Here is a 24689-nt window from a genome sequence, read left to right on the forward strand (position 1 = left end):
TAGCCCTACCTCTTCGGTTGGACAGGATGTCCGGTCTAAACGGGGGCTACTCCACTGCCCATCATCTCCGTGTAGGCCTTCGGGGTCATTTTTCCCAGGCTTGAGTGAGGCCGGGCTTCGTCACGGCGCTCGCGGCGTATCCTTGAGGCTGACGTCCGGGTCAGCGCCAAGGGAGAGCATGTTGGCCTTGCCGTTGAAACGATAGCGAGAGCTCCATCGCCTCCCCCCGCTGGGAGCAATCTCTTGGCAAAGCACCCTGTCGTCGGCGATTCTGACGAGAGTGGGCCGGGTTTCGCGTTCATCACGGCCAAGTCGGTGAGCGCCATGTGAGTAACCTCCATTGGGTCGGGAAGTAGCAGGGGCGCGGCCTGAGGGTGTTACTCGCAGGCCTCTGCGCAAGTTGCCTTTGTTACTCGCGGGGGTACTCACAAAGTTGTTGGCTGCCAACGGCCCAAAACGGACGAAGGCGGCCCACCGGAGCCGCCTTTTTCCTAGAAATCCTGGGGGTTTTTGGACTTTGCCGGACTGCGCCGGACTTGTTGGTGGTGGAGGCGGGGGGAGTCGAACCCCCGTCCGAGAACGCTCGGGCAAAGCGTCTACAGGCTTAGAAAGGGATTTGATCTCGGCTCGGACGTGCCTCCCTGACGGGCATCCCGATCCCAGACCGTTTAGGTTCTCGCGCGCGCCTCAACGGACAACGGAGCGCGCCAGCCTGATGGGGTGTCCCCCGGTTCCAGCTTACCAGGCGTGGGCCGGACGGAGGCTGGCCTTAAGCGGCCAGGGCGTAGTCGTAATCGTTGGCGATTATCTTGTTTCCGCGTGTTTAACGAGGCCTCGCGGAACCTCGGCCTGCAACCTTGTCGTCACTATCCCCGTCGAAACCGGTGCGCCCCCAGGGATGTGTCATGCCCCTTCATATAAGACCGGCGGCCCCGGGCGCAAGGGGGATCGCGGACGAAAAAACTCGAAATTGTGACCGTTTTGCGCTACCCCCCTCCGAGCACCACAAGGAGGAGCACCATGAGCCTGCCTTCGACCTTCGACCGCGACATCTCCCGGCGCATCAAGGATCTCCGGGACGCCCTCGACATCACGCCGGATGAGCTCGCCCAGCGCATCGGCTGCACCGCCGAGGAAATCACCGCCTACGAGTCCGGCTCGGGAGAAGTGCCCGTCAGCTACCTCTACGCCCTGGCCAAGGCCACCGGCGTGGACCTCACGGCCCTCATCACGGGCTCCGAGGCCAAGCTCCACCAATACTGCCTGGTGAAGAAGAACCAGGGCCTCGCCGTCACCAGGCGCAAGGCCTACAAGTACCAGGCCCTGGCCTACCGCTTCAACCGCCCCTCCATGGAGCCCTTCCTGGTCACGGTGCCGCCCCGCGAGCGCGAGGACCTGGAGTTCAACCACCATGCGGGCGAGGAGTTCATCTACCTTCTGGAGGGCCGCCTGGAGTTGCTCCTGGGCAAGGACGTGGTGGTGATGAACCCGCACGACAGCCTTTATTTCAGCTCCACCATCCCCCACGCCATGCGCGGACTCGACGGCAAGGAAGCCCTCTTTCTCGACGTGATCAACTAACGAGGACAAGGTCATGCTGCCCCAATACCAACGCTTCGACACCTTCGAGGACTTCCGCGCCAACTACGCCGTCGACGTGCCCCCGGCCTACAACTTCGCCTTCGACTTCCTCGACGAACAGGCCGCCCAGGCGCCGGAACGCCCCGCCATGGTGCATGTAGGACCTGAAGGACAGCGCCGCGACCTGGATCTGGCCTTCTTCAGCAAGGGCTCCTCGCGCATGGCCAACGCCTTCAAGGCCATGGGCCTGGGCAAGGGCGACAAGGTGATGATCGTGCTCCAGCGGCGCGTGGAGTTCTGGCTGGCCGTGCTGGCCCTGCACAAGGTGGGGGCCGTGCCCGTGCCCTCGCCGCATCTGCTCACCGCACACGACGTGGAATACCGGGTGAACAAGGCCGGCATCAAGGCCTGCGTGGTGGAAGAGGACTTCATGGAGCGCGTGGACGCCGTGGCCGCCTCCTGCCCCACGCTCCAGGGCTTCGTTCGCGTGGGCGCACGCCCCGCTGAGGGCCGCTGGCTGGCCTGGGAGGCGCTTGAGGCCGCCCACCCCGACGTCTTCCCCCGCCCGGAACGCGCGGCGGGCGGCGAGGACGTGTCCTTCATCTTCTTCTCATCGGGCACCACGGGCATGCCCAAGATGGTGGTGCACAACCACAACTATCCTCTGGGACACATCACCACCGGCGTCCATTGGCACGACCTGCGCCCCGGCGACCTCCACCTCACCGTGGCCGACACCGGCTGGGGCAAGTCCATCTGGGGCAAGTTCTTCGGCCAGTGGATGGCCGGAGCCTGCGTCTTCACCTGGGACTACAGGGGCAAGTTCGTGCCCGCCGAGCTGCTGGACGTGATCAGCAGGCACGGCGTGACCACCTTCTGCGCCCCCCCCACCATCTATCGTTTCCTCATCCGCGAGAACCTGGCCGACTGGGACCTCTCCAAACTGCGCCACTGCACCACGGCGGGCGAACTGCTCAACGAAGGCGTGTTCCACGCCTGGAAAAAGATCACCGGCCTGACCATCTTCGAGGGCTACGGCCAGACCGAGACCACCCTTCAGATCGCGGCCTTTCCCAACATGCCCGTGAAGCCCGGGTCCATCGGGAAGCCCTGTCCGGGATGGGACATCGTGCTCCTGGACGTGAAGGGCCGCGTCTGCGCCCCGGGCGACGAGGGCGAGATCTGCATCCGCCTGGGCGACGGCAAGACCGTGGGCCTCTTCGACGGCTACCTCTACGAGCCCGAGAAGACCGCCTCCGTGATGTTCGGCGGCACCTACCACACCGGCGACAAGGCCTGGATGGACGAGGACGGCTACTTCTGGTTCCTGGGACGCAACGACGATCTCATCAAGTCCAGCGGCTACCGCATCGGGCCTTTCGAGGTGGAGAGCGCGCTCATCACCCACGAAGCCGTGGTGGAGGCCGCCGTCACCGGCGTCCCCGACGCCGAGCGCGGCCAGGCCGTCAAGGCCACCGTGGTGCTGGCCCCCGGGTTCGCGCCCTCGCCGGGTCTGGTCAAGGAGTTGCAGGACCATGTGAAGCGCGTCACCGCGCCGTACAAGTATCCCCGTGTGGTGGAGTTCGTGCCCGAGCTGCCCAAGACCATCAGCGGCAAGATCAAGCGCGCCGAGATCCGCGCCAAGGACGAGGGCAAGACCCCGGAGCCCACCGTCTAGTGTCGCGATTTGGATAAACAGGGAGAGGTTTGTTAAGCAGAAAGTGAATGGTTTTGGGTGGTTGCCTTGATAATCTGCCTGGGCGGATTGTGAAGGCGCAACACGAGGCGGGCCGCCTGGCCCGTGTGGGGAATCATCGCTCCGAAGCCGGGGCCGCCGGAACTTCCGGCGGCCCCGGTTTCGTTATTTCTTGCGCTTGTATTCCACGTACCCGGCCCTGGGGTTCTTCCCGCCCGGCACGAGGTAATAGAAGGTGAAGGCGTCCGGGCCTTCCAGCTTGCCCAGGCGCAGGCCTTCTTCGTGTCCCGCCAGATAGAAGGTGACGTTGTCCTTGTCGATGACGCCGGAGAAGGTGTCCTTGCCCGGGGCCTTGTTGCCCCACTCCACGGAGCCGTGGAACACGCGGTCCTCCTGGGCCGTGACCACCAGCCTGGCAGTCTGGCCCTTGCTCTTGATGAAGCCGTGGCTCTTGTGGTGCAGTTCGAAGGGGCCCGCCTCCCACGTGCCCACCATGTTGGGGATGGCCCCGGGCTGCTGGGCCAGGGCCGGAGCGGCCAGGAGAAGGGCGAAAAGCGCTGCCGTGGCGAGAAGTCTCATGGGTGTCTCCAGGGTTGGGGTTGTCGTGCGCGAGGCGCCGCAGCCGGACGTGTCAGGCCACCTCCACCACCACCTTGCCCACGGCCTGGCCCGAGTCCAGGTAGTCGTGGGCCTGGGCCGCCTCCTCCAGGCGGAAGCGGCGCGCGGCCAGGAGCGGCGCGAGCTTTCCTTCCTCGGCCAGGGCGGCCGCCCGGCGGAGGATCTCCCCGTGGCGCTCCCGCCCCTGCCCCGTGACCAGCGGCAGGAGCATGAACACCACCGAAAGGGTGAGCCCCTTGGCGTGCAGGGGCGAGAGGTCGTGGGTGGAGCGGGTGTTGATGGAAACCACGGTCCCCCCGGCGCGGGCTGCAAGGAAGGAGTCGTCCAGGGTCTTGCCGCCCACGGTGTCGAACACGGCGTCGAACCCCTGTCCGCCGGTGAGGCGTTCCACGTAGGCCTCCACGGTTTCCCGGCGGTAGTCCGCGGCGTCGTTGGCCCCGAAGCGTTCGGCCAGGGCGGCCTTTTCGGCCCCCGAGACCGTGGCGGCCACCCGCGCCCCGAAGGCGCGGGCCAGTTGCACGGCCACGTGGCCCACGCCTCCCGCCCCGGCGTGGACGAGCACGTGCTGGCCGGGCCGGATGCGGGCGCGGTCGAAGAGGGCCAGCCAGGCGGTGACGGTCACCAGGGGCAGGGCGGCGGCCTGGACCATGGAGAGGCAGGCGGGCTTGCGCGCCAGCAGGCGCGCGTCGGCCAGAACGTATTCGGCCAGGGTTCCCTGGAGTCCCGCCAGGCCGCCCACGCAGCCGAACACGGCGTCCCCGGGCGCGATGTCCGTCACGCCGTCGCCCACGGCCTCCACCACGCCGGCCATGTCCATGCCCAGCACGGCGGGCAGGGCGGGCGCGAAGGCGGGCTTGAGCTTGCGGATTTTCAGGTCGATGGGGTTCACGCCCGAGGCGGCCACCCGCACGAGCACGTGGCCCGGGGTGACGCCGGGGATGGGGATGTCGGCGGTCTGGAAGTCCGGCGTGTCGCCGAAGGATTTGAGGAGTTGAGCGCGCATGAGGCCTCCCGGACGGACGGATGCGCATCCATACCATCCGGGAGGCCTTCTGGGAAGGCTATTGGAACTTGTCGGTGATGTTGTCCTTGATCCAGTGGGGGTCCCACCATTCGATGGGCTGGATCTCGATGCCGCCCAGGATCATGCCGAAGTGCAGGTGGTCGCCGGCGGCGAGGCCCGTGGCCCCGGTGTTGCCGATGATGTCGCCCTTGCGCACCGTGTCGCCCTCCTTGGCGGTGATCTGGGAGAGGTGCGAGTAGATGGACTGCAGGCCCCAGCCGTGGTCGATGATCACGGCGTTGCCGTAGATGCCGAAGAAGCCGGTGTAGATCACCCGGCCGGAGTTGGCGGCGGGCACCTGGGCGTTCTCCAGGGAGGCCAGGTCCACGCCCAGGTGGGTCTCTTCGTCGATCTTCTGGTTCTTGTAGAGGTAGGTGCGGCCGTCGCCGAAGCCCGCGCGGGGCGCGGCGTTGGGCAGGCGCAGGAACACGCCCTCCCAGAGCATCTGGGGCGCGGTGTTCCTGGCGAACTCGCCCAGTTTGGCCACGTTCTCCTTGCGGAGGTCTCGGTTGACCTTCACATAGAGTTGCACGGGGTCCTTGATGTCGGGGTAGGCGGCCTCGAACTGCGGCATCTTGGACTGCAGGAACTCGTCCCCGATGTTGATGGAGTCGTGCTTGAACTTGGTGGGCTTGGCGTTGAAGCGGAAGCTGATGGCCCGCTCGTTGCCCGCCAGATCCTCCGCGTAGAGCCTGGGCTGGAAGGCCTTGATGTCCAGGTTCCAGGGGAAGCCGAAGATGCAGGCGTAGTTGCCGCTGGGGAGCCTGTAGCCGGGATAGAAGCGTTCGCCCACGTAGACGCCGGAGCGCTCCACGTCCTTGTTCACCTGGTAGACCACGCCGCACGCGCCGCCCTGCTTGATGTGGTGGGCCTGGGAGAGCACGGAGATCACGGGGGCGCGGTTGTCGAGCGTCATGGTGCGCGTCACGCGCGTGGTGTTGCCCGCCCCGAAGTTGAACACCGACTTGTCCGTGACCACCACGATGATGTCGAACTGCCCCTCGCGCAGCCCGGCCTGCTCCAGGGTGAATGCCTCGCGGACCTCGGCGGGGGCCGGGTCGAAGGTCTTCTGGAGCACTGTGGTCTCCTTCTGGGCCTGGAGCACGGAGACTTTCACGGTCTTGACGCCCGAGGCCTGGTCCCTGGCCTGGAGGGTGAACTCCCGCTTGGCCCCCGTGGCCGCGCGCTCAGGCGCGAGGGAGACTTCGGGCGCGGCCATGTCGCGCGTGAAGAGGTAGGCGCCGACGCCCAGGCCGACGAGGACGATCAACAGCAGAAGAGAGATCAGTTTGCCCATAAGCGAAGAGGTTCCGGTGTTCCGGCTTGCGATGCGGTCCCCCGGGACCGCTTCTTTGCGCGCCTTGTAGCCCGCGCGGGCGCGAACCACAAGAGCGCGCGCCCACGCTTCTGGACGCCGTGTGCGAAAGGGGATAGTTCCCGGTGCATTGTCCGCCGGAGGGAATGCATGCCCCGAGCCGTCCTGCCCCTGCTGCTGGCCCTGTTGCAGTGCCTGGTCTGCCTTGCCGGGTGCGACCGCAAGAAGGAGGCCCCGCCCCAGCGCCCGGCCCCCGTGGGCGTGACCCGGGCCGAACTGGCGGACGCCCCCCTGGCGGTGCGCGGCGTGGGACACGTGACGGCCATGCGCACCGTCACCGTGGCCCCCCAGGTGACGGGCAAGCTCCAGGCCATGCACTTCGCCGAGGGCGACTGGGTGCGCGAGGGCCAGTTGCTGGCCTCCATCGACCCCCAACCCTTCCAGGCCCGCGTGGACGAGGCCGTGGGAACCCTCGGGCGCGACTGGGCCAAGGCCGACCAGTCCACCCGCGACTACCTGCGCTACCGGGAACTCATCCGCAAGCAGGTGGTCAGCCAGGAGGACTTCGACCAGCGCAAGGCCGATTTCGAGGCCGCCTGGCAGCAGGTGAAGGCAGACCAGGCCGCCCTGGCGTCGGCCCGCATCGACCTGGGCTACTGTCGCATCCTCTCTCCGCTGGAAGGCGTGGCGGGCTACCAGCAGGTGAAGCCCGGCAACATCGTCACCGCCAACACCACCTCGCTCTTCACGGTCAACCAGGTTCGGCCGGTGTTTGTGCGCTTTTCCGTCACCGAGGGCGACCTGGCCCTGGTGCGCCGCCATTTCGGCGCGCGCCCCGTGCCCGTGTCGGCCCGCGTGCCCAAGGAGGAGCAGGACCTCAAGGAATTCGGCACGCTCACGGCCATCGACAACGCCGTGGACGTGCAGACCGGCATGATCAGCCTCCAGGCCCGCTTCGACAACAGGGAGCTGGCCCTCTGGCCGGGCCAGTTCGTCAACGTGATAGCCACCCTGGACGTGGAGAAGGGCCGCATCGTGCTGCCCTACGACGCCGTGATGAACCGCCAGGACGGCTCGTTCGTCTATGTTGTCACGGAGAAGTCCACGGCGGAGCTGCGCCGCGTGAGGACCGGGCGCATGGTGGAGCGCACGCGCATCGTGGTGGAGGAGGGGCTTTCGCCCGGCGAGACGGTGATCAGCGAGGGCGTGGTGCGCGTGGCCCCGGGCGGCGCGGTGCTCGTGCAGGGCGGGGCGGGGCCGGGGGGCTCCGGACAGGACAAGCCCGCCGGGGCGGGGCAGGGACAGGACAAGCCCGCCGGGGCGGCCCGGGACCCCGGGAAGGCTCCCGACCTGGGCAAGGGCGGCGGGCAGTGACCCGGCTCTTCATCACCCGCCCCGTGGCCACGGCGCTCGTCACGCTGGGGCTGGTGTTCCTGGGGCTCACGGCCTATTTCGCCCTGCCCGTGTCGGAGATGCCCGCCATCGACTTCCCCACCATCCAGGTTTCGGCCAACCTGCCCGGAGCCGATCCCGAGACCATGGCCTCCTCCGTGGCCACGCCCCTGGAGAAGCAGTTCGCCACCATCGCGGGCGTGACGTCCATGAACTCGGTGAACACCCTGGGCCAGACCACCATCGTGCTCCAGTTCGAGCTGGGCCGCAACATGGACGGCGCGGGCTCCGACGTGCAGACCGCCATCAGCGCCGCCTCGGGCTACCTGCCTCCCAACCTCCCCAACCCGCCCACCTACCAGAAGGTGAACCCGGCCGACGCCCCGGTGCTCTTCATCGGCATGCGCTCGGCCACGCTGCCGCTCTACAAGCTCACCGACTACGCCAAGACCTACGTCTCCCAGCGCATCTCCATGGTTTCGGGCGTGGCCCAGGTGGCCATCTACGGCGACCAGACCTATTCCCCGCGCCTGCGCCTGGACCCCGACAAGCTCGCCGCCTACAACCTCTCCATCACCCAGGTGGCCGACGCCATCCAGGCCGAGAACGTCAACCTGCCCACGGGATCGCTCTACGGGCAGGCCCGGCTCTTCACCATCAAGGTGAAGGGCATGCTCATGAACGCCCGCCACTACATCGACCAGATCGTGGCCTGGCGCGCGGGCAAGCCCATCCGCCTGGGCGACGTGGGCACGGCCGTGGACTCCACCCTCAACGACAAGAACGCCTCCTACCACAACCAGTCGCCCTCCCTGACCATCGCCGTGCGCCGCCAGCCAGGCACCAACACCATCAAGCTCGTGGAGAGCATCCGCGACCAGCTTCCGGCCATCCAGGCCACCCTGCCGCAGTCCATCGAATTCGAGGTGATGTACGACCGCTCCCAGACCATCAAGGAGTCCGTGGAGGACGTGAAGTTCACCATGGCCCTCTCGGTGTCCCTGGTGGTGCTCGTGGTGTTCGCCTTCCTCAAGAACGTGCGGGCCACGCTCATCGCCTGCCTGGCCCTGCCCGTGGCCGTGGTCGGCACGTTCGCGGTGATGAAGCAGTTCGGCTTCTCCCTGGACAACCTCTCGCTCATGGCCCTCACGCTGGCCATCGGCTTCATCGTGGACGACGCCATCGTGATGCTCGAAAACATCGTGCGCCACATGGAGATGGGCAAGAAGCCCATGGAGGCGGCCCTGGACGGCGCGGGGCAGATCGGCTTCACCATCGTCTCCATGACGCTCTCGCTGGCCGTGGTCTTCGTGCCCATCATGTTCATGGCGGGCATCCTGGGCCGCGTGCTCAACGAGCTGGCCGTCACCATCACCATCGCCATCTTCGTCTCGGGTTTCGTGACGCTCTCGTTCACGCCCATGCTCTGCTCGCGCTTCCTGCGCGAGGGCAGGGTGGGGCACTCGGGGCGCTTCTTCAAGGCCCTGGAGACGGCCTACGAAAAGAGCCTGCGCCTGGCCCTGGAGCACCGCTTCGCCGTGCTCCTGGCCAGCTTCGCGGTGCTGGGGCTCACCCTGTGGCTCTTCACCCGCGTGCCCACGGGCTTCATCCCCACCACGGACACGGGCTTCATCTACGGCTACGCCCAGGCCGAACAGTCGGCCTCCTTCGAGACCATGAAGGAGCGCGTGCTCAACGTCACGAAGATCGTGGCGGAGAACCCCAACGTGCACAAGGTGGTGGGCATCGTGGGTGTGGGCGGCCCCAACACCTCCATGAACAACGCGGCCTTCTTCACGCTCACCAAGCCCGCCTCGAAACGCCAGGACGACATCGACGCCGTGCTGGGCCAGCTGCGCGGCGCGCTCTCCCAGGTGACCAACCTGCGGCTCTTCATGTTCAACCCCCCGGCCATCCAGATCGGCGGGCGCTCCACCCGGGCGCTCTACCAGTTCACGCTGCTCTCGCCCGACACCCAGAGCCTCTACGCGGCGGGCAGGCGCATGGAGGAGCTCATGCGCGGCCTGCCGGAACTGCGCGACGTGAACTCCGACATGCAGATCGACGGCCCCCAGGTGTTCATGCGCATCGACCGCGACAAGGCCGCAAGCTACGGCGTCTCGGCCAGGGCCATCGAGACGGCCCTCTGGAGCGCCTACGGAGCGCGCCAGATCTCCAACGTCTACGCCAGCACGGACACCTACCGCGTGGTCATTGAGGTGGCGCCCGAGTTCCAGCGCTCGCCGGACCTGCTCGGCAAGCTTTACGTGCAGCCCGACCTGGAGAACAACAAGGACAAGAACAAGGACAAGCTCGTGCCCCTGGCCGGGCTGGTGGCCATGGACGAGGGCGTGGGACCCATCACCGTGAACCACACCGGGCAGCTCACCAGCGTGACCATCTCCTTCAACACCGCGCCGGGCTACTCGCTCTCCCACGCCGTGGCAGCCATCGAGGCCCTGGCGGACCGCGAGCTGCCCGGCGCCGTGAGCCGCACCTTCGAGGGCCAGGCCACGGCCTTCAAGGAGTCGGCCTCCAGCGTGCCCTTTCTGATGCTCCTGGCGGTGGTGGTGATCTACATCATCCTGGGCGTGCTCTACGAAAGCTTCGTCCACCCCGTGACCATCCTCTCGGGCCTGCCCTCGGCGGCCCTGGGCGGGCTCCTGGCCCTGCTGGCCTTCGGCCGCGAGCTGGACCTCTACGGCTTCGTGGGCGTGATCATGCTCATGGGCATCGTGAAGAAGAACGCCATCATGGTCATCGACTTCGCCATCGAGGCCGAAAAGACCGGCATGACCTCGCGCGAGGCGGCCTTCCAGGGCTGCGTGACGCGCTTTCGCCCCATCATGATGACCACCGTGGCGGCCGTCGCGGGCATCATGCCCATCGCCCTGGCCTACGGCGCGGGCGGCGACGCCCGCCAGCCCCTGGGTCTGGCCGTGGCCGGGGGCCTGGCCATCTCCCAGGTGGTGACGCTCTACCTCACCCCCGTGGCCTACACCTACCTGGACGACCTCCAGGGATGGTTCAAGCGCCGCCTGGCTGTTCGCTCGTAGGCTAGTGCATCGGCGATGAAAACGTGCTAGATGGCTCTCGGGGAGGTCCAGGACCGGGGCGGTCGCCCCGAGCATCCGCCCGGAACGTCCGGGAGGGCGCTCCGTGGAGGAACCTGGATGTCCGGGCGCGCCTGAAGGGCGCGTGGCGTGGCGTCCGGTCCGGAGGTCGGCCCTCCGGGCGTCCTCCGCCGTGTCTGGACAAGGCTCTGCGGCGCGGGCAGAGTGGATTGCGCCCGGTAGTGATTCTCCGGGCCGTCACGAACCGCCACCGGGGGGCAGCATGTCGTCAGTCTCCGTCCGCACGTCCCTGAGGTCCAGGCTCAACCTGGCCGTGGCAGGCCTGTTTCTGGCCACGCTCTGCGTGGTGCTCGCCTTCCTGGCCGTGACGTCCAGGGAGGTTGTCACCGGGTTCGCGGGAAGCCTGGCCGTGAAGCAGGCCCTGCTGGAGCGCAACAAGATCGCCTCCGTCATCGACCGTGAGGTGGCGCTGGCCCGCGCCCTGGCCCGGGACGCCCTAGTGGGGCGCTTCGTCCAGAACGAGGCCGATCCCGCCGTCAAGGAGGCCGCCCGGTCCCAACTGGAGAACTACCGGACCCTGCTGCGCGACAAGAGCTACTTCCTGGCGGTGGAGCGCACCAAGCACTACTGGTTCTTCGACGGGACGAAACCCGAGCAGGGCCTCGCCATGATCACCCTCAACCGGGAAGATCCCAAGGACCGCTGGTTCTTCTATTCCATAACCCAGGTGGAGGACTACGCCCTCAACCTGGACTACGACCGCGCCTTCAACTCCATCAAGGTCTGGATCAACGTGGTGCTGCGCGGGGCCGACGGGGCCAAGCTTGGCATCGCTGGCAGCGGCATCGACGTGACCGAGTTCTTCCGGGAGATCGTCAGCCAAGGCGACGCGGAGATCTCCACCATCGTGGTGGACCGCGTCGGGGCCATCCAGGCCCACCCGGACCTGGAAATCGTCACGCACAACGCCCGCGCCACCTCAGACGCGGGCAAGATCACCATCCAGGGCCTGCTGGGCCACGGCCCGGGGGCCAAGGCCGTGGAGGAGGCCCTGCAGCGCCTGGACGCCGGGGCCTCCGTGGTGGAGCGCTTCCCCCTGATCCTGGAAGGGACGGAGCGCCTGGCGGCCATGACGGCCCTGCCGGACCTGGGCTGGTACAGCCTGGTGCTGGTGGACATCTCGCGCGCTGCGGGCAGCGGCTTCTTCAGGCCCCTGGCGGCGCTCACGGTGTTCTCGCTGGTGGTGGTGCTGGGCGCGGTGACGTACCTGCTCGGGCGCATGGTCATCCAGCCCCTTGCGGCCCTCACCGAGGCCTCGGCCGAGATGGCCCGGGGCAACTACGGCCAGACCCTCCCCGTGACCCGGCAGGACGAGATCGGCAGACTCTCGGCCAGCTTCAACCGCATGGCCGGGGAAGTGCTCGACCACACGCGCAACCTCGAACGCAAGGTCCAGGAGCGCACCGCCGAGCTTACGGCCGCCTACGAGCATCTCGACCGCTCCCGTCAGCGCATGCTCGAAAGCCTGCGCTACGCCCAGGCCATCCAGCGCTCCATCCTGCCGCCCCGGGATGCCCTGGACAGGGCCTTCCCCGGGCACATGGCCCTCTATCTGCCCCGCGACATCGTTGGCGGCGACCTCTACTATTTCCGCGAGGTGGCAGAGGGCTGCCTCATCGGCGTCATGGACTGCACCGGCCACGGCGTGCCCGGGGCGTTCATGTCCATGTCGGTGCACGCGGTGCTGGGGCATGTGGTCAGCGTGGTCTGCTCCGACGACCCGGCGCGCATCCTGGCCGAGACCGACCGCGAGCTGCGCGCCACCCTGGGCATGGACCGCCAAGGCGGAGAGGCCCTGGATTGCGGCCTGGAGATGGCCCTGTGCCTGTGCCAGCCCGCCAGGGGGAGGGTGGTCTTCGCGGGGGCGGGCATCTCGCTCCACGTGCTGCGGGGCGCCGCGCTGGAAGAGGTGCGCGGGGACCGGCAGAACCTGGGCTACAGGGGCCGCAAGCCCCGCAGCGAGCACGTGAACCACGTGATCCCCCTTGAGCCCGGCATGCGCTTCTACGCCACCACCGACGGCTTTCTGGACGAGGGAGGCGGCGAGCAGGGCTACGGGTTCGGGGCCGGGCGTTTCAAGGAAATGCTCCTGGCGAACGCCGCCGCGCCTCTGGAGGCCCAGGCGGAGCTTTTCAAAGAGACGCTGAAGGGGTATTTGGGCCCGCGCAAGAAGCGCGACGATGTCATTTTTGTTGTTTTCGCGGTGGATTGCGGGGGTGGGGGAGGGGGGCGAGGAGACATCATCGAGGGGGCGCGTCCCGGTCCGCGCGGCGGAGCAAGGCATGGATCTGTTCAGGATTCGCGAGGCGTTCGGCAAGGCGGGCATCATGATCTGCTTCAACGGGCCGTTCTCCCACAGCATCATCGACGAGATCGGCATCGCCGTGCGCAACCACCTCACGGCGCAGAACCTTACCAAGGCCGCCGTGCTGGACGTGTTCGCCATCTTCATCGAACTGGCGCAGAACGTGAAAAACTACAACAAGGTACGCGATATCCCCCCCGACGAGGCCAGCTCGGCCATCATCACCATCGCCCGTAAGGACGGCCGTTACGCCGTCACCTCGGGCAACGTGGTATGCCGCAAAGACGTTGCCGCCCTCACGGAGACCATCGATTCCGTCAACAGCCTTGACGCCGCAGGCCTGCGCAAGCTCTACAAGGAGCAGATGCGCCGCGAGACGCCCCCCGAGGCCCTGGGGGCAGGGCTCGGCATCCTGGAAATGGCCAGGCGTTCCACCGAAAAAATGACGTACGCGGTCAGCGACATGGACGAGGCCATGGCCTTCTTCAGCCTCACCGCCTACGTATCCTGCAAGGAGTAGGGGCATGCAGTTTCTGGACATCCCGGCAACCCACACCTCTCCGCTCATCCGTTTCGAGCCCGAAGAGGCCGTCCTGCGCATGGAGGGGGAGTCCTACCCGGAATATTCCTTCGAGTTCTACCAGCCCGTCATGGCCTGGCTCAAGGAGCGCCTGGTCTCGGGCCAGGGCCTCTCGGTGGTCATCGACATCAGCTACATGAACAGCAGCAGCACCAAGTGCATGCTGGACATCCTGGACCTGCTGGAGGAAGCCCACGGGCAGGGCGCGCCCGTGCGCGTGGAATGGCGCTACGACGCCGCCAACCCCCGCGCCCTGGATCTGGCCCACGAATTCGAGGAGGAGGTCACCTTCCCCTTCGACATCGTCGCCGTGGAGTCCTAGAGGCCATGGCCGCCAGACGCAGCAGGCCCCCGGAAGCCGACGCGCCGGCCGTCAGCGCCCGCGCGCTCCTCTCCGGCGAAGCCTCCCGCGAGGAACTGGCCCGGGGGCTCGCCTCCCTTGCCGACGCCCACGGGGAGCTTGTGCGCCGCTTCGAGAAGACCCTGCGCATCAGCGACACCTACCAGCTCCAGATCCGCGAGATGGCCGCCAACATGGAGCGCATGGCCGCCAAGGTCCGCCATCTCCAGGAACTCACGCTGCCCATCTGCGTGCAGTGCCGCAAGATCCGCCTCGACGACGACTACTGGCGCCAGATCGAGACCTTCCTGCGCGACAACGTGGACACCCTTTTCGCCCAGGCCCTGTGCTCCGAGTGCGTCCAGGCAGGGCACGAGGCCCTGCGCGCCGGGAGCGAGATCCGCCCCACCTTCGGCGCGCCCGCGCCGGTCGGCGCGAAGCCTCCGGCGCGTCTTACGCCCGCCGAGGAGGAGGCCGTGCGCGAGATGCGCGCCCTGGCAACGAAAGCCTCCGGCAACGACCCCGAACTGGGCGAACGCCTGGAACGCTTCGCGCAACTCCACGCCAAGCTTGCCCGGCGCTTCGCCAAGACCGTGAGCATCAGCGACTCCTACCAGTCCCAGCTCAAGGATCTCTCCCTGCGCCTCGAGCTGCTGGCACGCACCGACGTGCTCACGGGCCTGGTGAACCGCTGGGAGATGACCCACCGCCTGGACGTGGAATACGCCCGCATGATGCGCCGCGGCGCTCCCTTCTCCATCGCCCTGGGCGACCTGGACTCCTTCAAGCGCATCAACGACTCCCGGGGCCACGCGGCGGGCGACCACGTGCTGCGCTCCGTGGCCGGGGCCATGCGCGCCAACCTGCGCGCCGAAGACCTCTGCGCCCGCTGGGGCGGCGAGGAATTCATGCTGCTCTTCTCCGACACCCCCCAGGAGGACGCCTTCTCCGCCGCCGGGAAGATCCTGGACGTGGTGCGCCGCCTGGAGCCGGAGTGGGAGGGCGCGAAGATCAAGGTGACCATCAGCTTCGGCGTGGTCCAGTTGCGTCCGGGCATGAGCCTGGACGCCGCCTTCCGCCTGGCCGACGACGCCCTCTACGAGGCCAAGCGCCAGGGGCGCGACCGCGTGGTGGCCGCCTCCGGCGAATCACTCTGAGCCCCGGCCCCGGCCGGGCAGCCGCGCCGGAGCCTCCGGCCGAGGAGCCCCATGACCCTTGCCGTCCACGACGCCGCCGCCACGGCGCGCCTGCTCCCCTGGGCGCCCCTGGCCGACTCCGTCGCCGCCGTCCTGTCCCGCAAGGCCCGAGGCCTGGTGCACGCCCCCCAACGCCTGGCCCTGCCCCTGCCCGGAGGCGGCACGCTCCTGGTGATGCCCGCCTCGGACCCAGAACTGGCCGTGACCAAGATCGTGAGCGTCTCCCCGGGCAACCCCGCCCGGGGCCTGCCGCTCATCCAGGGCGAGGTGGTGGCCGTGGACGCCGCAACCGGGGTGCGCCTGGGCGTGCTGGACGGCCCGGAGGTGACCGCGCGGCGCACGGCTGCGGCCTCGCTCCTGGCGGCGCAGCTTCTGGCCCCGGACCCGGAGGGGCCGCTCCTGGTGGTGGGTGCGGGCGTGCAGGCCCTGGCCCACGCCATGGCCTTCACAACGGTGCTGGGCGTGCGCGAGGTCTACGTGGCCGCCCGTTCCCTGCCCAGGGCCGAGGCGCTGGCCGACAGGCTGCGCGCCCTGGGGACAGAGGCCCGGGCCGTGGATTCGCCCTCGGCCGTGCTGGAGCGGGCCGCGCTGGTGGTCACGGCCACGGCGAGCCCGGAGCCCGTGATCGGGGAGAGGGTCCGGGAGGACGCCTTCCTGGCGGCCGTGGGCTCCTTCCAGCCGGAGCGGGCCGAAATCCCCGAGGCGCTGGTGCGCCGCTGCCGTCTCTTCGTGGACGACCTCGCCGCCGCGCAGGCCGAGGCGGGCGACCTGTTGCGCGCGGGCGTCGACTTCTCCCGCGTGACGCCCCTGGAGGCCGTGGAGGCGCGGCTTGAACTGTCCGGCCCCGTGCTCTACAAGGGCGTTGGACACGCCGCCCTGGACCTGGCTGCGGCGCGGCTGGCCTTTTCCCGCTCCTGACCGGGGCGGTCCCGACATCGCAACGCAACGACAACGTCCCCCGGGCCGCGCGCCGGAACGGGGGCTTCAACCACGGACGTGACCAGACCATGAGCAACGAACCGAACAAGATCATCTATTCCATGATCCGGGTTTCCAAATTCCACGAGAAGAAACCCATCCTGCAGAACATCTCGCTTTCCTACTTCTACGGGGCCAAGATCGGCGTGCTGGGCCTCAACGGCTCGGGCAAGTCCTCGCTTCTGCGCATCCTGGCGGGAGTGGACAAGGACTTCCAGGGCGAGACCGTGCTGGCCCCCGGCTACACCATCGGCTACCTGGAGCAGGAGCCCCTGCTCGACGAGGAACGCACCGTGCGCGAGGTGGTGGAGGAGGGCGTGGCGGAAACCATGGCCCTGCTGCGCGAATTCGAGGAGATCAACGCCCAGTTCGCGGAACCCATGGACGACGACGCCATGAACGCGCTCATCGAGCGCCAGGGCCAGGTGCAGGAGAAGCTCGACGCCCTGGACGCCTGGGACATCGATTCGCGCCTGGAAATGGCCATGGACGCCCTGCGCTGCCCCCCGCCCGACACCCCCGTGAAGGTGATCTCCGGCGGCGAGAAGCGCCGCGTGGCCCTGTGCCGCCTCCTGCTCAAGAAGCCCGACATCCTGCTGCTGGACGAGCCCACCAACCACCTGGACGCCGAGACCGTGGCCTGGCTCGAACACCACCTGCACGACTACCCCGGAACCATCATCGCCGTCACCCACGACCGCTACTTCCTGGACAACGTGGCCGGCTGGATCCTGGAACTGGACCGCGGTCGGGGCATCCCCTGGAAGGGCAACTACTCCTCCTGGCTGGAGCAGAAGCAGGAACGCCTGAAGAGCGAGGAAAAGGCCGAGCACGAGCGCCAGAAGACCCTGGAGCGCGAGCTGGAGTGGATCCGCATGAGCCCCAAGGGCCGCCACGCCAAGGGCAAGGCGCGCATCAGCGCCTACGAGGCCATGGCCGCCCAGGAGTCAGAAAAGGCCGCCAAGGACCTTGAAATCTTCATCCCGCCCGGTCCCCGCCTGGGCAACAAGGTCATCGAGGCCGTGGGCGTGGCCAAGGCCTTCGGCGACAGGCTCCTGGTGGAGGATCTGAACTTCCTCATCCCCCCCGGGGCCATCGTGGGCATCATCGGCCCCAACGGCGCGGGCAAGACCACCCTGTTCCGCATGCTCACGGGCGTGGAAAAGCCCGATTCCGGCGAGATCAAACTGGGCGACACCGTGAGCGTGGCCCACGTGGACCAGTCCCGCGAGGCCCTCAAGGACGACATGACCGTCTGGGAGGCCGTGAGCGAGGGCAAGGACTCCTTCCCCCTGGGGCGGCGCGAGGTGAACTCCCGGGCCTACGTGGCGCGCTTCGGGCTCACGGGGCCGGACCAGCAGAAGAAGGTGAGCGTGCTCTCGGGCGGCGAGCGCAACCGGGTGTTCCTGGCGCGCATGCTCAAGAGCGGGGCCAACGTGCTGCTCCTGGACGAACCCACCAACGACCTGGACGTGAACACCATGCGCGCCCTGGAGGAGGCCCTGCTGAACTTCGCCGGGTGCGCCCTCATCGTGAGCCACGACCGCTCGTTCCTGGACCGCGTGGCCACCCACATCCTGGCCTTCGAGGGAGACTCCAAGGCCGTATGGTTCGACGGCAACTATTCCGAGTACGAGGCCGACCGCAAGGCCCGCCTGGGCAAAGAGGCCGAACAGCCCCACCGCATCAAGTACCGCAAATTCGCGCGGGGCTGATCCTTTCCCGGAAAAATTCCTTAATTCTTCCGGCCCCCTGTCCGTCATGCGGCAGGGGGCCGCGTTTTTTTCAAGACGTCCCACTGGACAATCGTCGGGCAGGGGCCTATAAAGTAATCGTGTCCCAGGCGACTGTTGGATTCACCCGAACGGAGGGAAGACCGTTGGGCCAGTCGGATGAACAGCAGCATTTCACCAGGTAGAGCAGCCCCGGCCCAGGATACGCAAGGCGATTGATCCGGGCAAACTAAGCGGAGTAACCGCACTGCTCTACAGATGAGGCACGCTCAGTTTTCAATCAACAGACCAAGCGAAACGTTTCGATAACCTGAGACATGCAGCGCCCCGGCCGGAGACGGCCGGGGCGTTTTTTTGCGTCGTTCACCATTTCAAATAAATTTTTCCGCACGCACTGGACAACCGCTTGGGCGAGGATTATATTGAAATTGTACGAAGGCGACAGACGGATCAACCCGAACGGAGGGAAGTCCATTGGGTCAGTCTGACGAAGAACAGCATCAACCAGGGTAGGGCGCCAAGAAGCCATAGGACGCAAATGCAGTCCAGGCACACTCTGCGGAGAAACCGCAAAGCCCTACAGGCAAGGCAAAGCCAAATTTCGCATCAACAGAAAAAAGACAGTGTATCGTCTACCTCTACTGCGCCCCGTTCGCCTTCGGACGGGGCGCTTTCGCGTTTTCATGACAGCGCGTCGCGGTCCTTGATGCGCGTGAATCCATGGCCGTGCTTCCCCAAGAGGAAGAATGGGTTTTCAGGTATGCCGAAGTAGGGGGTTCCTACCTACGCTCCCTTCGCAATCGGGCGTAATCCGGGTGTACAGGCGAAAGCGCCTTCATCCCGACCGTTTTTCAGCCGCAGTCGACAACATGTTCCTCGTCGGGGGTTGAAGGCGGATGGCGAGCCGTTGCGCGCGAAGCAGCAGGCGCCCAAGGGGACATCATGCCGGATCACGACATCATGCGGACCATTCTCGAACTGGAAGAGGCCCTGGACGGGCAGCGCTGGCAGGAGGCCGCCAAGGCCATGGACGACATCCTCGCGCGCGTCCCACCGGAGGACGTCGACGCCTTCGTCGCCTCGGGCATGACGGCCTACGGCAGGTGGATAGAGGTGCTGGTGCGCACGCGGCTCCACGTCACCTCGCCCCGGGCGAACCGTCTGATCCAGCGTCTCCTGCGCAAGGTCTGGGACTGCGCCTGCGTGGCCCAGCGCGGCCACCTGTTGAGCTTCTGGATGGCCGTGAGCGGGCTCAGCTTCCGGCAGGGCGTGGACGAGTACACCGTCGAAGGCTGCATCGACAGCCTCTGTCGGCGCACCATGCTTCCTCGCGGCGAAGTGGTGGACGCGCTCCTCGCCCATGTCGAGTTCGGCCACCGCCAGGCCGTCCACGCGGGCGGTCCCCTGCAGTAGGCGTCTGAGGTCCAGCCGCCTCCCGCCCCGCGCCCTGCAGGAGGTCAGGGCGCGTCGGCCGTTCATGCGGGCTGCGCCGTGCGGCAGACGCCGCAGCCCCGGCCCGGCAAGCGTTCCCCGGGACGGAGCGCCACGGGTGGCTCACGCCCGCGAGAGGCTCGTCCTGGCCTTCGCGGGCGCTCCGGTGTATGGGCTTTGGCGCGGGACCAGCGCATCGACCGTCGCGCGCGGCAGGCGTTCCCCGGACCAACCCCAGGAGCGCCCATGTCCGAAAGCAAAGACCTCCTCGCCGCGTCCATCCTCGAAACCATCCGGCTCATGGCCGCCCACCACGGCCTCTGGTTCGCGGAAACCGTCCATCAGCACGGCATCGAACAGGCGCTCCTGGCCGAGGAGCGCGCGGGTTCCCTGGTGCGGGACATGGCCCTCAAGCGATTGGGGCATCAGGGCAACCTCTTCGAGGGCCTGGACGAGGCCCAGCTTACGGCCCTGCGCGAGACCCTGGCCAAGCTCTGGCTGGGCATGGACGGCGTGTGGTTCCAGGCCGTGGAGACCCTGGAGGGCATGGACGCGGCCAAGCGCGTCAACGACACCTGCTGGGCGCGCTTCGCCCCCCTGGAGGCCCGGCGCTGGTCGGCCCTCTTGAAGCTCGCCCCGTCAGGCGGCCTGGACGCCCTGGAGGCCGCCCTGCGCATGCGCTTCGGCAGCATCGTCAACGAGGTGGCCTTCGAGCGCGAGCCCGACGCCCTGGTGCTCCGCACCGTCACCTGCCGCGTGCAGGCCGCAAGGCGGCGCAAGGGGCTGGCCGACTACCCCTGCCGCTCGGCGGGCGTGACGGAGTATTCCGGCTTCGCCCGTTTCGTGGACCCGCGCATCCGCTGCGAATGCATCGCCTGCCCCCCGGACCCCCTGCCGGACGACACGTATTGCTCCTGGCGCTTCCGGTTGGTATCGAACAAGAAGGACTGAAGAAGACGACCGCATCCCTTTCCGATCCGGAGACGCCATGTTCGCCAAGGTTTTGGAATTCACCCGCTCCATCTTCGAGGACATGGCCCCGGGGGCCTTCCAGCGCCGCTTCCTGGAGGCGCTTCTGGCCGTTCAGAACGTGGAGCGGGGGTCGCTCTGGGTCAAGCGCGGAGAGACCATCGCGTGCATCGAGGCCGCCGGGGAGCAGAGCGAACGGATTCTCGGCGTGGAGATTCCCACGGGCCGCGCCAGCGTGGTGGGCTGGGTGATCGAGAACGCCCGCATGACGATCTCCGAACCCCTCAAGGACCCCCGCCACTACAAGGACCTGGAGCAGGGCCTCGCGGCCAAGAGCACGCTCATCCTGTGCTATCCGCTCATCCTGCGCGACGGCACGGTCTACGGGGCCCTGGAGCTCATCGACACCTCGGCCCAGGGCAGCCGCCTCAACCTGCGCAAGGACTTCCTGGAGGTGCTCGAACACCTCGTGGGCATCGGCTCCATCGCCCTGGGACAGGCCCTGGCCTTCGAGCACAAGGAGCGCGAGTGCCGGGGCCTCAAGACCGCCCTGGAGCGCTTCAAGGGCGCTCCTCCCATCGTCGGGCGCTCCCCGGCCGTGCAGGAGGCCATGAAGAAGGTGCACTCCTACGCCAGAACCGACTTCCCCGTGCTCATCACCGGCGAGTCCGGCACCGGCAAGGAACTCTTCGCCCAGGCCATCCACCAGGCCAGCCCCCGCCGCGACAAGCCCTTCCATGTGCAGAACTGTTCGGCCATCCCCGAAACGCTCCTGGAGAGCGAACTCTTCGGCTACAAGAAAGGGGCCTTCACCGGCGCCGACCGCGACAAGACAGGCCTCTTCGAGGCCGCTGCGGGGGGGACGGTGTTCCTCGACGAGATCGGCGACATGGCGCCCTCGCTCCAGGCCAAGATCCTGCGGCTCATTCAGAACAGCGAGATCAAGCCCCTGGGGGGGGCGGTCGCGCGCACCGTGGACGTGCGCATCATCTCGGCCACCAACAAGAATCTCCAGCAGGCCATGGCCGAAGGGGAGTTCCGCGAAGACCTCTTCTACCGCCTCAACGTACTTCCCCTGCACCTGCCCCCCCTGCGCGAGCGCAGGGAGGACCTGGGCGAACTGCTCGACTACTTCCTCAAGGCCGACTGCCGCCGCATGGGCATCCCGGCCAAGCGCCTCGTGGCCCCGGCCAGGGAGCTGCTCCTGGACTACTGCTGGCCCGGCAACATCCGAGAGATGGAAAACGTGGTGAAATACATCCTCACCGTGGTGGAGGGCGAGGTGGTCGAGATCGCGGATCTGCCCGCCCACTTGGGCGCCGCTTCGCCGGAGACCTCCTTGCCCCAGGATGGCGAGGGGCCGGAGCTTGCCGCCTGGACCTGGGAGGAGATGGAGCGCGCCTACGCAGCCAGTCTGCTGGAGCGCCACCGCTGGAACGTGAGCAAGGCCGCCAAGCAGGCCGGGCTCAACCGCTCCACGTTCGATTCCCGCCTCAAAAAGCTCGGTATTTCCAAAGGCTGAAGTCTTTCGGAGGCGATTTGTTCGCTTCCCGACGAATAAGATGTAACCGTACGCCGCCGTTCCGGGACTTGAGAGGAAAGCCTCCTGTGGCGGCATTTCGTAGATTTGACGTCCCGTCATTCCAGGCGTTTGAATGCCTCAGCATCATTGTCGAACCAAGGTCCCGTCGTTGTTGCTTTTTATGGAGAGCTACGCCTTTGGCCCGTTCGTTGCCTTCCGGGAGACATCACCCTCAAGGGAAAGGAGAACGACATGAAACGCATCGTGAAAAGCCTGACCGTCACCGCCCTGCTGCTCTTGTGCGCAGCCGTCCTGTCGGGTGGCGAGGCCTGGGCCTACAAGCGGTCGACGTCGGTGACGGGGCAGGGCGGTCGTAGCGTCACCCAGAACGTGAACGCCAACCGGACCGCCACCGGCTACCAGCGTTCGTCCGCCACCACCGGGCCGCGCGACAATTCCGTGCAGACCCAGTCCTCGGGCAACTGGGACAGCACCACCAATACCTGGACCAAGGACAAGTCCGTCACCGGCCCCGGCGGCAACTCCAAGAGCTGGGAGAAGTCCACCACCGTGACGAAGTAGTCATGGTTGAAGCGTGTTCGCTCAGGCTCGACAAGGCCGGGACGGTTTGTTAGATGGCTAACTAAGGCGGGGCCGCACGGTTCGCGGCCCCGCCCGATCAGGGAGTACCCAACATGGATGACATGCACATCTGGGACAGGCTGGGCAGCGCTGCCGCCGTGGCCCTCTGCTGGACGCTTCTCGCCGCGCTCACCGTGGGCGAGGCCCTGGACGCCCTGCGCGCGTGCGCGCACGCCCACCGCATCCACCGCTAGAGTTGCGATTGTGAAAGGCGTGGAATGTATCCCGCAGGTTGAATCAGAGGGATTTCGTGTCGGTCAATGCAGTCCACCCGGAAGGACCGTGAGGGCGCATCCCTAGAGAGCAACGCCCGGCCTGCGGCGATCGGGGAGCGCCTGCGGCCGCGTCCCCGGCGTGCGCATGCTCGTCGGCCTCGCCCCTTGAGCGGCGCGTTGACGTTGGAGCGCGCAAGCCAGCCGGGATGTCCCCTTGCTGTCCTCGACGGCGAGCCCTGGGCAGGGCCGTGCATGCGCTTCGCGCGCGCCGTGGGATCAGGGTTGGCCCCGCGCCTCGCGCCGTTTGAGATCCTCGAAGACCGTGAGCGCGGCCGTGGCCCCCTGGCCCACGGCGGTGACGATCTGGCGTACGCCTCCGGTCACGTCGCCTGCGGCGTAGACCCCCTCCACGCTGGTGCGCATGGCCTTGTCCACTGCGATGCAGCCGTCGGCGTCCAGGGAGCAGCCCAGGCGAACGGCCGGTTCGGTGTTGGGCGTCTGGCCCACGGCCACGAAGAGGGCGTCGGCCGGTTCCTCGGAGGTCTCGTCGGTCAGGGCGTCGCGCAGGCGCACGCCCTTCACCCGGTCCTGTCCCAAGACGGCCTCCACGGCGCGGTTCAGGAGCAGGGGCACGTTTTCGCGGGCCAGGGAATCCTGAAGATGCTTCTCCGCGCGCAGTTCGCCGCGCCGGTGCACCAGGGCCACGTCCACGCCCAGGTTCTTCAGGTGCAGGGCGTCGGTGGCGGCCGTGTTCCCCCCGCCCACCACCAGGGCGCGGCGGCCTTTGTAGAAGAAACCGTCGCAGGTGGCGCAGTGGCTCACCCCGCGGCCGAACAACTCCGCCTCGCCGGGGACATCAAGCTTGCGCCACGTGGCCCCGGTGGCCACCAGCAGCGCCCGGGCCTCGATTTGGAGTCCGGCCGCCCGGGCGCGGACCACGCCGTCCTCCATGGAGAGTTCCGTGGCCTCGCCGGGCACGATCTCACAGTAGAGCCTGGCCTGGGCGGCCATGATCTCCACCAGGGCCAGCCCCGCAATGTTGGCGAACCCCGGGTAGTTCTCCACCACGGGCGTGAGCGACACCTGTCCGCCGATCACCCCCTGCTCCAGCAGCAGGGCGCTCAGGCCTGCGCGCCCGGCGTAAATGCCCGCCGTGAGCCCAGCCGGACCGGCCCCGAGGATCAAGATGTCCACGCGCACCGTCTCGCCGGGCTTGTAGCGGGCGGGGCGCGGGGCCTCGCGCTGCTCCTTGAGCGCGACGAGTTCCGCCGCGAAACGCTCTTCGGGTTCAAGGCCCAGGACGTCGAGCACTCCGTTGAAGCTGGTCTGGGGCACGCTGCTCACGCGGTGGCGCTCGCCCAGGTACGGGGCCTGTCCGATCTCCACGCACCATGCCTCCACCAGATCCGGCCGCTCCAGGGCGCAGCGGAAGGCGTGCACGGCCTGGCCGGGGCAGTAGGGGCAGGTGGGCGTGACGAAAACCTTGACCACGCGCTCTTCCGTGAGCCCCGCCAGAATCTCCCGCGTGGTCTTGGCGAGCCCCGAATCGCCCCGCGACACCATGAGAAGGACCGCCAGGAACGTGCGGCCCTCCTCGCCCAGGGGCGCGCCCACGAAGCGCGCGCGCAGGCGCTCCGGCTCCACGAGCACGGTGGGGGAGTGGGTGACGCCGTGGCGCAGGGCCTCCTCGCCGCCCAGGACGTGCTCGTGCACCAGGATGCGCTCGGAAAGCCGGGCCAGGTCGCGCAGGAAGCCCAGCAGGAAGCGGTTGAACACGTCATTCTCGCCTTCGCGGGTGAAGGCGTGGAGGTTCACCGGCTTGTCGAGTTGCTGGAAGAGGTGGCGCAACTCTTCGCGGCTGCGTTCGGGAAGCTGCCAGCCCTCGTCCCGGGCGTGGTTGTCCATGCTTGCGTCCTTGCCCGCCATGGCGGAGATGAGTTTCCGGAAGATGCCCATAGAACCTCACCCTAGCCGAGGAC

General features: G+C 67.5%; 18 protein-coding genes, 1 other RNA gene and 1 pseudogene. 15 read left to right on the forward strand and 5 right to left on the reverse strand.

Annotated elements, in window-relative coordinates:
- Positions 1-543: 543 nt before the first annotated feature.
- Positions 544-894, reverse strand: a transfer-messenger RNA (tmRNA) gene (gene ssrA / locus ACV4UX_RS01410).
- Positions 895-1020: 126 nt separating this feature from the next.
- On the opposite strand from ssrA, the gene ACV4UX_RS01415 reads away from it, so the two are divergent.
- Both ACV4UX_RS01415 and ACV4UX_RS01420 read left to right on the forward strand, forming a co-directional pair.
- Positions 1021-1581, forward strand: a complete 561-nt coding sequence (locus ACV4UX_RS01415) for a helix-turn-helix domain-containing protein (RefSeq protein WP_491591551.1) — start codon at positions 1021-1023, stop codon at positions 1579-1581.
- 13 nt (positions 1582-1594) lie between these two features.
- Positions 1595-3259: an AMP-binding protein gene (locus ACV4UX_RS01420; RefSeq protein WP_491591552.1), complete on the forward strand. Its 1665-nt coding sequence runs from the start codon at positions 1595-1597 to the stop codon at positions 3257-3259.
- A 183-nt stretch (positions 3260-3442) separates the two neighbouring features.
- Here ACV4UX_RS01420 and ACV4UX_RS01425 read toward each other — a convergent pair whose 3' ends face one another.
- From ACV4UX_RS01425 to ACV4UX_RS01435, 3 genes are read right to left on the reverse strand one after another with little or no spacing between them, the layout of a single operon-like run.
- Positions 3443-3856 (reverse strand): hypothetical protein, encoded by a 414-nt coding sequence (locus tag ACV4UX_RS01425; RefSeq protein ID WP_491591553.1) that lies wholly within the window; start codon positions 3854-3856, stop codon positions 3443-3445.
- Positions 3857-3908: 52 nt separating this feature from the next.
- The gene (locus ACV4UX_RS01430; protein WP_491591554.1) at positions 3909-4898 is read right to left on the reverse strand and encodes a zinc-dependent alcohol dehydrogenase family protein; all 990 of its coding nucleotides are present in this window, start codon (positions 4896-4898) and stop codon (positions 3909-3911) included.
- A gap of 58 nt (positions 4899-4956) precedes the next feature.
- On the reverse strand, positions 4957-6255 hold the full coding sequence (locus tag ACV4UX_RS01435) for a M23 family metallopeptidase (protein ID WP_491591555.1): 1299 nt from the start codon (positions 6253-6255) through the stop codon (positions 4957-4959).
- Positions 6256-6423: 168 nt separating this feature from the next.
- Here ACV4UX_RS01435 and ACV4UX_RS01440 point away from each other — a divergent pair, with 168 nt between their 5' ends.
- The 13 genes and pseudogenes from ACV4UX_RS01440 (at position 6424) to ACV4UX_RS01500 (ending at position 22689) form a co-directional block, all read left to right on the forward strand.
- A complete protein-coding gene (locus tag ACV4UX_RS01440; RefSeq protein WP_491591556.1) occupies positions 6424-7647 on the forward strand; it encodes an efflux RND transporter periplasmic adaptor subunit in 1224 nt (407 codons plus the stop codon).
- Positions 7644-10721, forward strand: coding sequence for an efflux RND transporter permease subunit (locus tag ACV4UX_RS01445; protein ID WP_491591557.1), 3078 nt, complete (start codon positions 7644-7646; stop codon positions 10719-10721). The genes ACV4UX_RS01440 and ACV4UX_RS01445 overlap by 4 nt, the downstream gene beginning before the upstream one ends.
- A gap of 1297 nt (positions 10722-12018) precedes the next feature.
- A pseudogene (locus tag ACV4UX_RS01450) lies at positions 12019-12993 on the forward strand (SpoIIE family protein phosphatase); the annotation flags it as partial.
- Between the two features lie 133 nt (positions 12994-13126).
- Positions 13127-13624, forward strand: coding sequence for a SiaB family protein kinase (locus ACV4UX_RS01455; protein WP_491591558.1), 498 nt, complete (start codon positions 13127-13129; stop codon positions 13622-13624).
- 4 nt (positions 13625-13628) lie between these two features.
- A complete protein-coding gene (locus ACV4UX_RS01460) occupies positions 13629-14006 on the forward strand; it encodes a DUF1987 domain-containing protein (protein ID WP_491591559.1) in 378 nt (125 codons plus the stop codon).
- A 5-nt stretch (positions 14007-14011) separates the two neighbouring features.
- A complete protein-coding gene (locus ACV4UX_RS01465) occupies positions 14012-15181 on the forward strand; it encodes a diguanylate cyclase (protein ID WP_491591560.1) in 1170 nt (389 codons plus the stop codon).
- 51 nt (positions 15182-15232) lie between these two features.
- Positions 15233-16138 carry a delta(1)-pyrroline-2-carboxylate reductase family protein gene (locus tag ACV4UX_RS01470; RefSeq protein ID WP_491591561.1) on the forward strand — a complete coding sequence of 302 codons (906 nt, stop codon included), beginning with the start codon at positions 15233-15235 and terminating at the stop codon, positions 16136-16138.
- 89 nt (positions 16139-16227) lie between these two features.
- Positions 16228-17913, forward strand: coding sequence for an energy-dependent translational throttle protein EttA (gene ettA / locus ACV4UX_RS01475; protein WP_491591562.1), 1686 nt, complete (start codon positions 16228-16230; stop codon positions 17911-17913).
- 960 nt (positions 17914-18873) lie between these two features.
- Positions 18874-19344 carry a hypothetical protein gene (locus tag ACV4UX_RS01480; protein WP_491591563.1) on the forward strand — a complete coding sequence of 157 codons (471 nt, stop codon included), beginning with the start codon at positions 18874-18876 and terminating at the stop codon, positions 19342-19344.
- 264 nt (positions 19345-19608) lie between these two features.
- Positions 19609-20313 carry a DUF6125 family protein gene (locus tag ACV4UX_RS01485; protein ID WP_491591564.1) on the forward strand — a complete coding sequence of 235 codons (705 nt, stop codon included), beginning with the start codon at positions 19609-19611 and terminating at the stop codon, positions 20311-20313.
- Between the two features lie 37 nt (positions 20314-20350).
- Positions 20351-21853 (forward strand): sigma-54 interaction domain-containing protein, encoded by a 1503-nt coding sequence (locus ACV4UX_RS01490; protein WP_491591565.1) that lies wholly within the window; start codon positions 20351-20353, stop codon positions 21851-21853.
- 252 nt (positions 21854-22105) lie between these two features.
- Entirely contained in the window at positions 22106-22435 is a 330-nt protein-coding gene (locus tag ACV4UX_RS01495; RefSeq protein WP_491591566.1) for a hypothetical protein, read from the forward strand.
- A 113-nt stretch (positions 22436-22548) separates the two neighbouring features.
- Positions 22549-22689: a hypothetical protein gene (locus tag ACV4UX_RS01500; RefSeq protein ID WP_491591567.1), complete on the forward strand. Its 141-nt coding sequence runs from the start codon at positions 22549-22551 to the stop codon at positions 22687-22689.
- A 297-nt stretch (positions 22690-22986) separates the two neighbouring features.
- Here ACV4UX_RS01500 and ACV4UX_RS01505 read toward each other — a convergent pair whose 3' ends face one another.
- Entirely contained in the window at positions 22987-24666 is a 1680-nt protein-coding gene (locus ACV4UX_RS01505; protein ID WP_491591568.1) for an FAD-dependent oxidoreductase, read from the reverse strand.
- Between the last annotated feature and the right edge of the window lie 23 nt (positions 24667-24689).

The organism is Fundidesulfovibrio sp. (genome assembly GCF_058402725.1).

Coding starts and splice junctions, on each gene's coding strand:
- ACV4UX_RS01440 (WP_491591556.1), top strand. CDS start 6,424: ATGCCCCGAGCCGTCCTGCCCCTGCTGCTGGCCCTGTTGCAGTGCCTG.
- ACV4UX_RS01470 (WP_491591561.1), top strand. CDS start 15,233: ATGACCCTTGCCGTCCACGACGCCGCCGCCACGGCGCGCCTGCTCCCC.
- ACV4UX_RS01490 (WP_491591565.1), top strand. CDS start 20,351: ATGTTCGCCAAGGTTTTGGAATTCACCCGCTCCATCTTCGAGGACATG.
- ACV4UX_RS01495 (WP_491591566.1), top strand. CDS start 22,106: ATGAAACGCATCGTGAAAAGCCTGACCGTCACCGCCCTGCTGCTCTTG.
- ACV4UX_RS01485 (WP_491591564.1), top strand. CDS start 19,609: ATGTCCGAAAGCAAAGACCTCCTCGCCGCGTCCATCCTCGAAACCATC.
- ACV4UX_RS01505 (WP_491591568.1), bottom strand. CDS start 24,666: ATGGGCATCTTCCGGAAACTCATCTCCGCCATGGCGGGCAAGGACGCA.
- ACV4UX_RS01460 (WP_491591559.1), top strand. CDS start 13,629: ATGCAGTTTCTGGACATCCCGGCAACCCACACCTCTCCGCTCATCCGT.
- ettA (WP_491591562.1), top strand. CDS start 16,228: ATGAGCAACGAACCGAACAAGATCATCTATTCCATGATCCGGGTTTCC.
- ACV4UX_RS01415 (WP_491591551.1), top strand. CDS start 1,021: ATGAGCCTGCCTTCGACCTTCGACCGCGACATCTCCCGGCGCATCAAG.
- ACV4UX_RS01430 (WP_491591554.1), bottom strand. CDS start 4,898: ATGCGCGCTCAACTCCTCAAATCCTTCGGCGACACGCCGGACTTCCAG.
- ACV4UX_RS01480 (WP_491591563.1), top strand. CDS start 18,874: ATGCCGGATCACGACATCATGCGGACCATTCTCGAACTGGAAGAGGCC.
- ACV4UX_RS01435 (WP_491591555.1), bottom strand. CDS start 6,255: ATGGGCAAACTGATCTCTCTTCTGCTGTTGATCGTCCTCGTCGGCCTG.
- ACV4UX_RS01465 (WP_491591560.1), top strand. CDS start 14,012: ATGGCCGCCAGACGCAGCAGGCCCCCGGAAGCCGACGCGCCGGCCGTC.
- ACV4UX_RS01455 (WP_491591558.1), top strand. CDS start 13,127: ATGATCTGCTTCAACGGGCCGTTCTCCCACAGCATCATCGACGAGATC.
- ACV4UX_RS01420 (WP_491591552.1), top strand. CDS start 1,595: ATGCTGCCCCAATACCAACGCTTCGACACCTTCGAGGACTTCCGCGCC.
- ACV4UX_RS01500 (WP_491591567.1), top strand. CDS start 22,549: ATGGATGACATGCACATCTGGGACAGGCTGGGCAGCGCTGCCGCCGTG.
- ACV4UX_RS01425 (WP_491591553.1), bottom strand. CDS start 3,856: ATGAGACTTCTCGCCACGGCAGCGCTTTTCGCCCTTCTCCTGGCCGCT.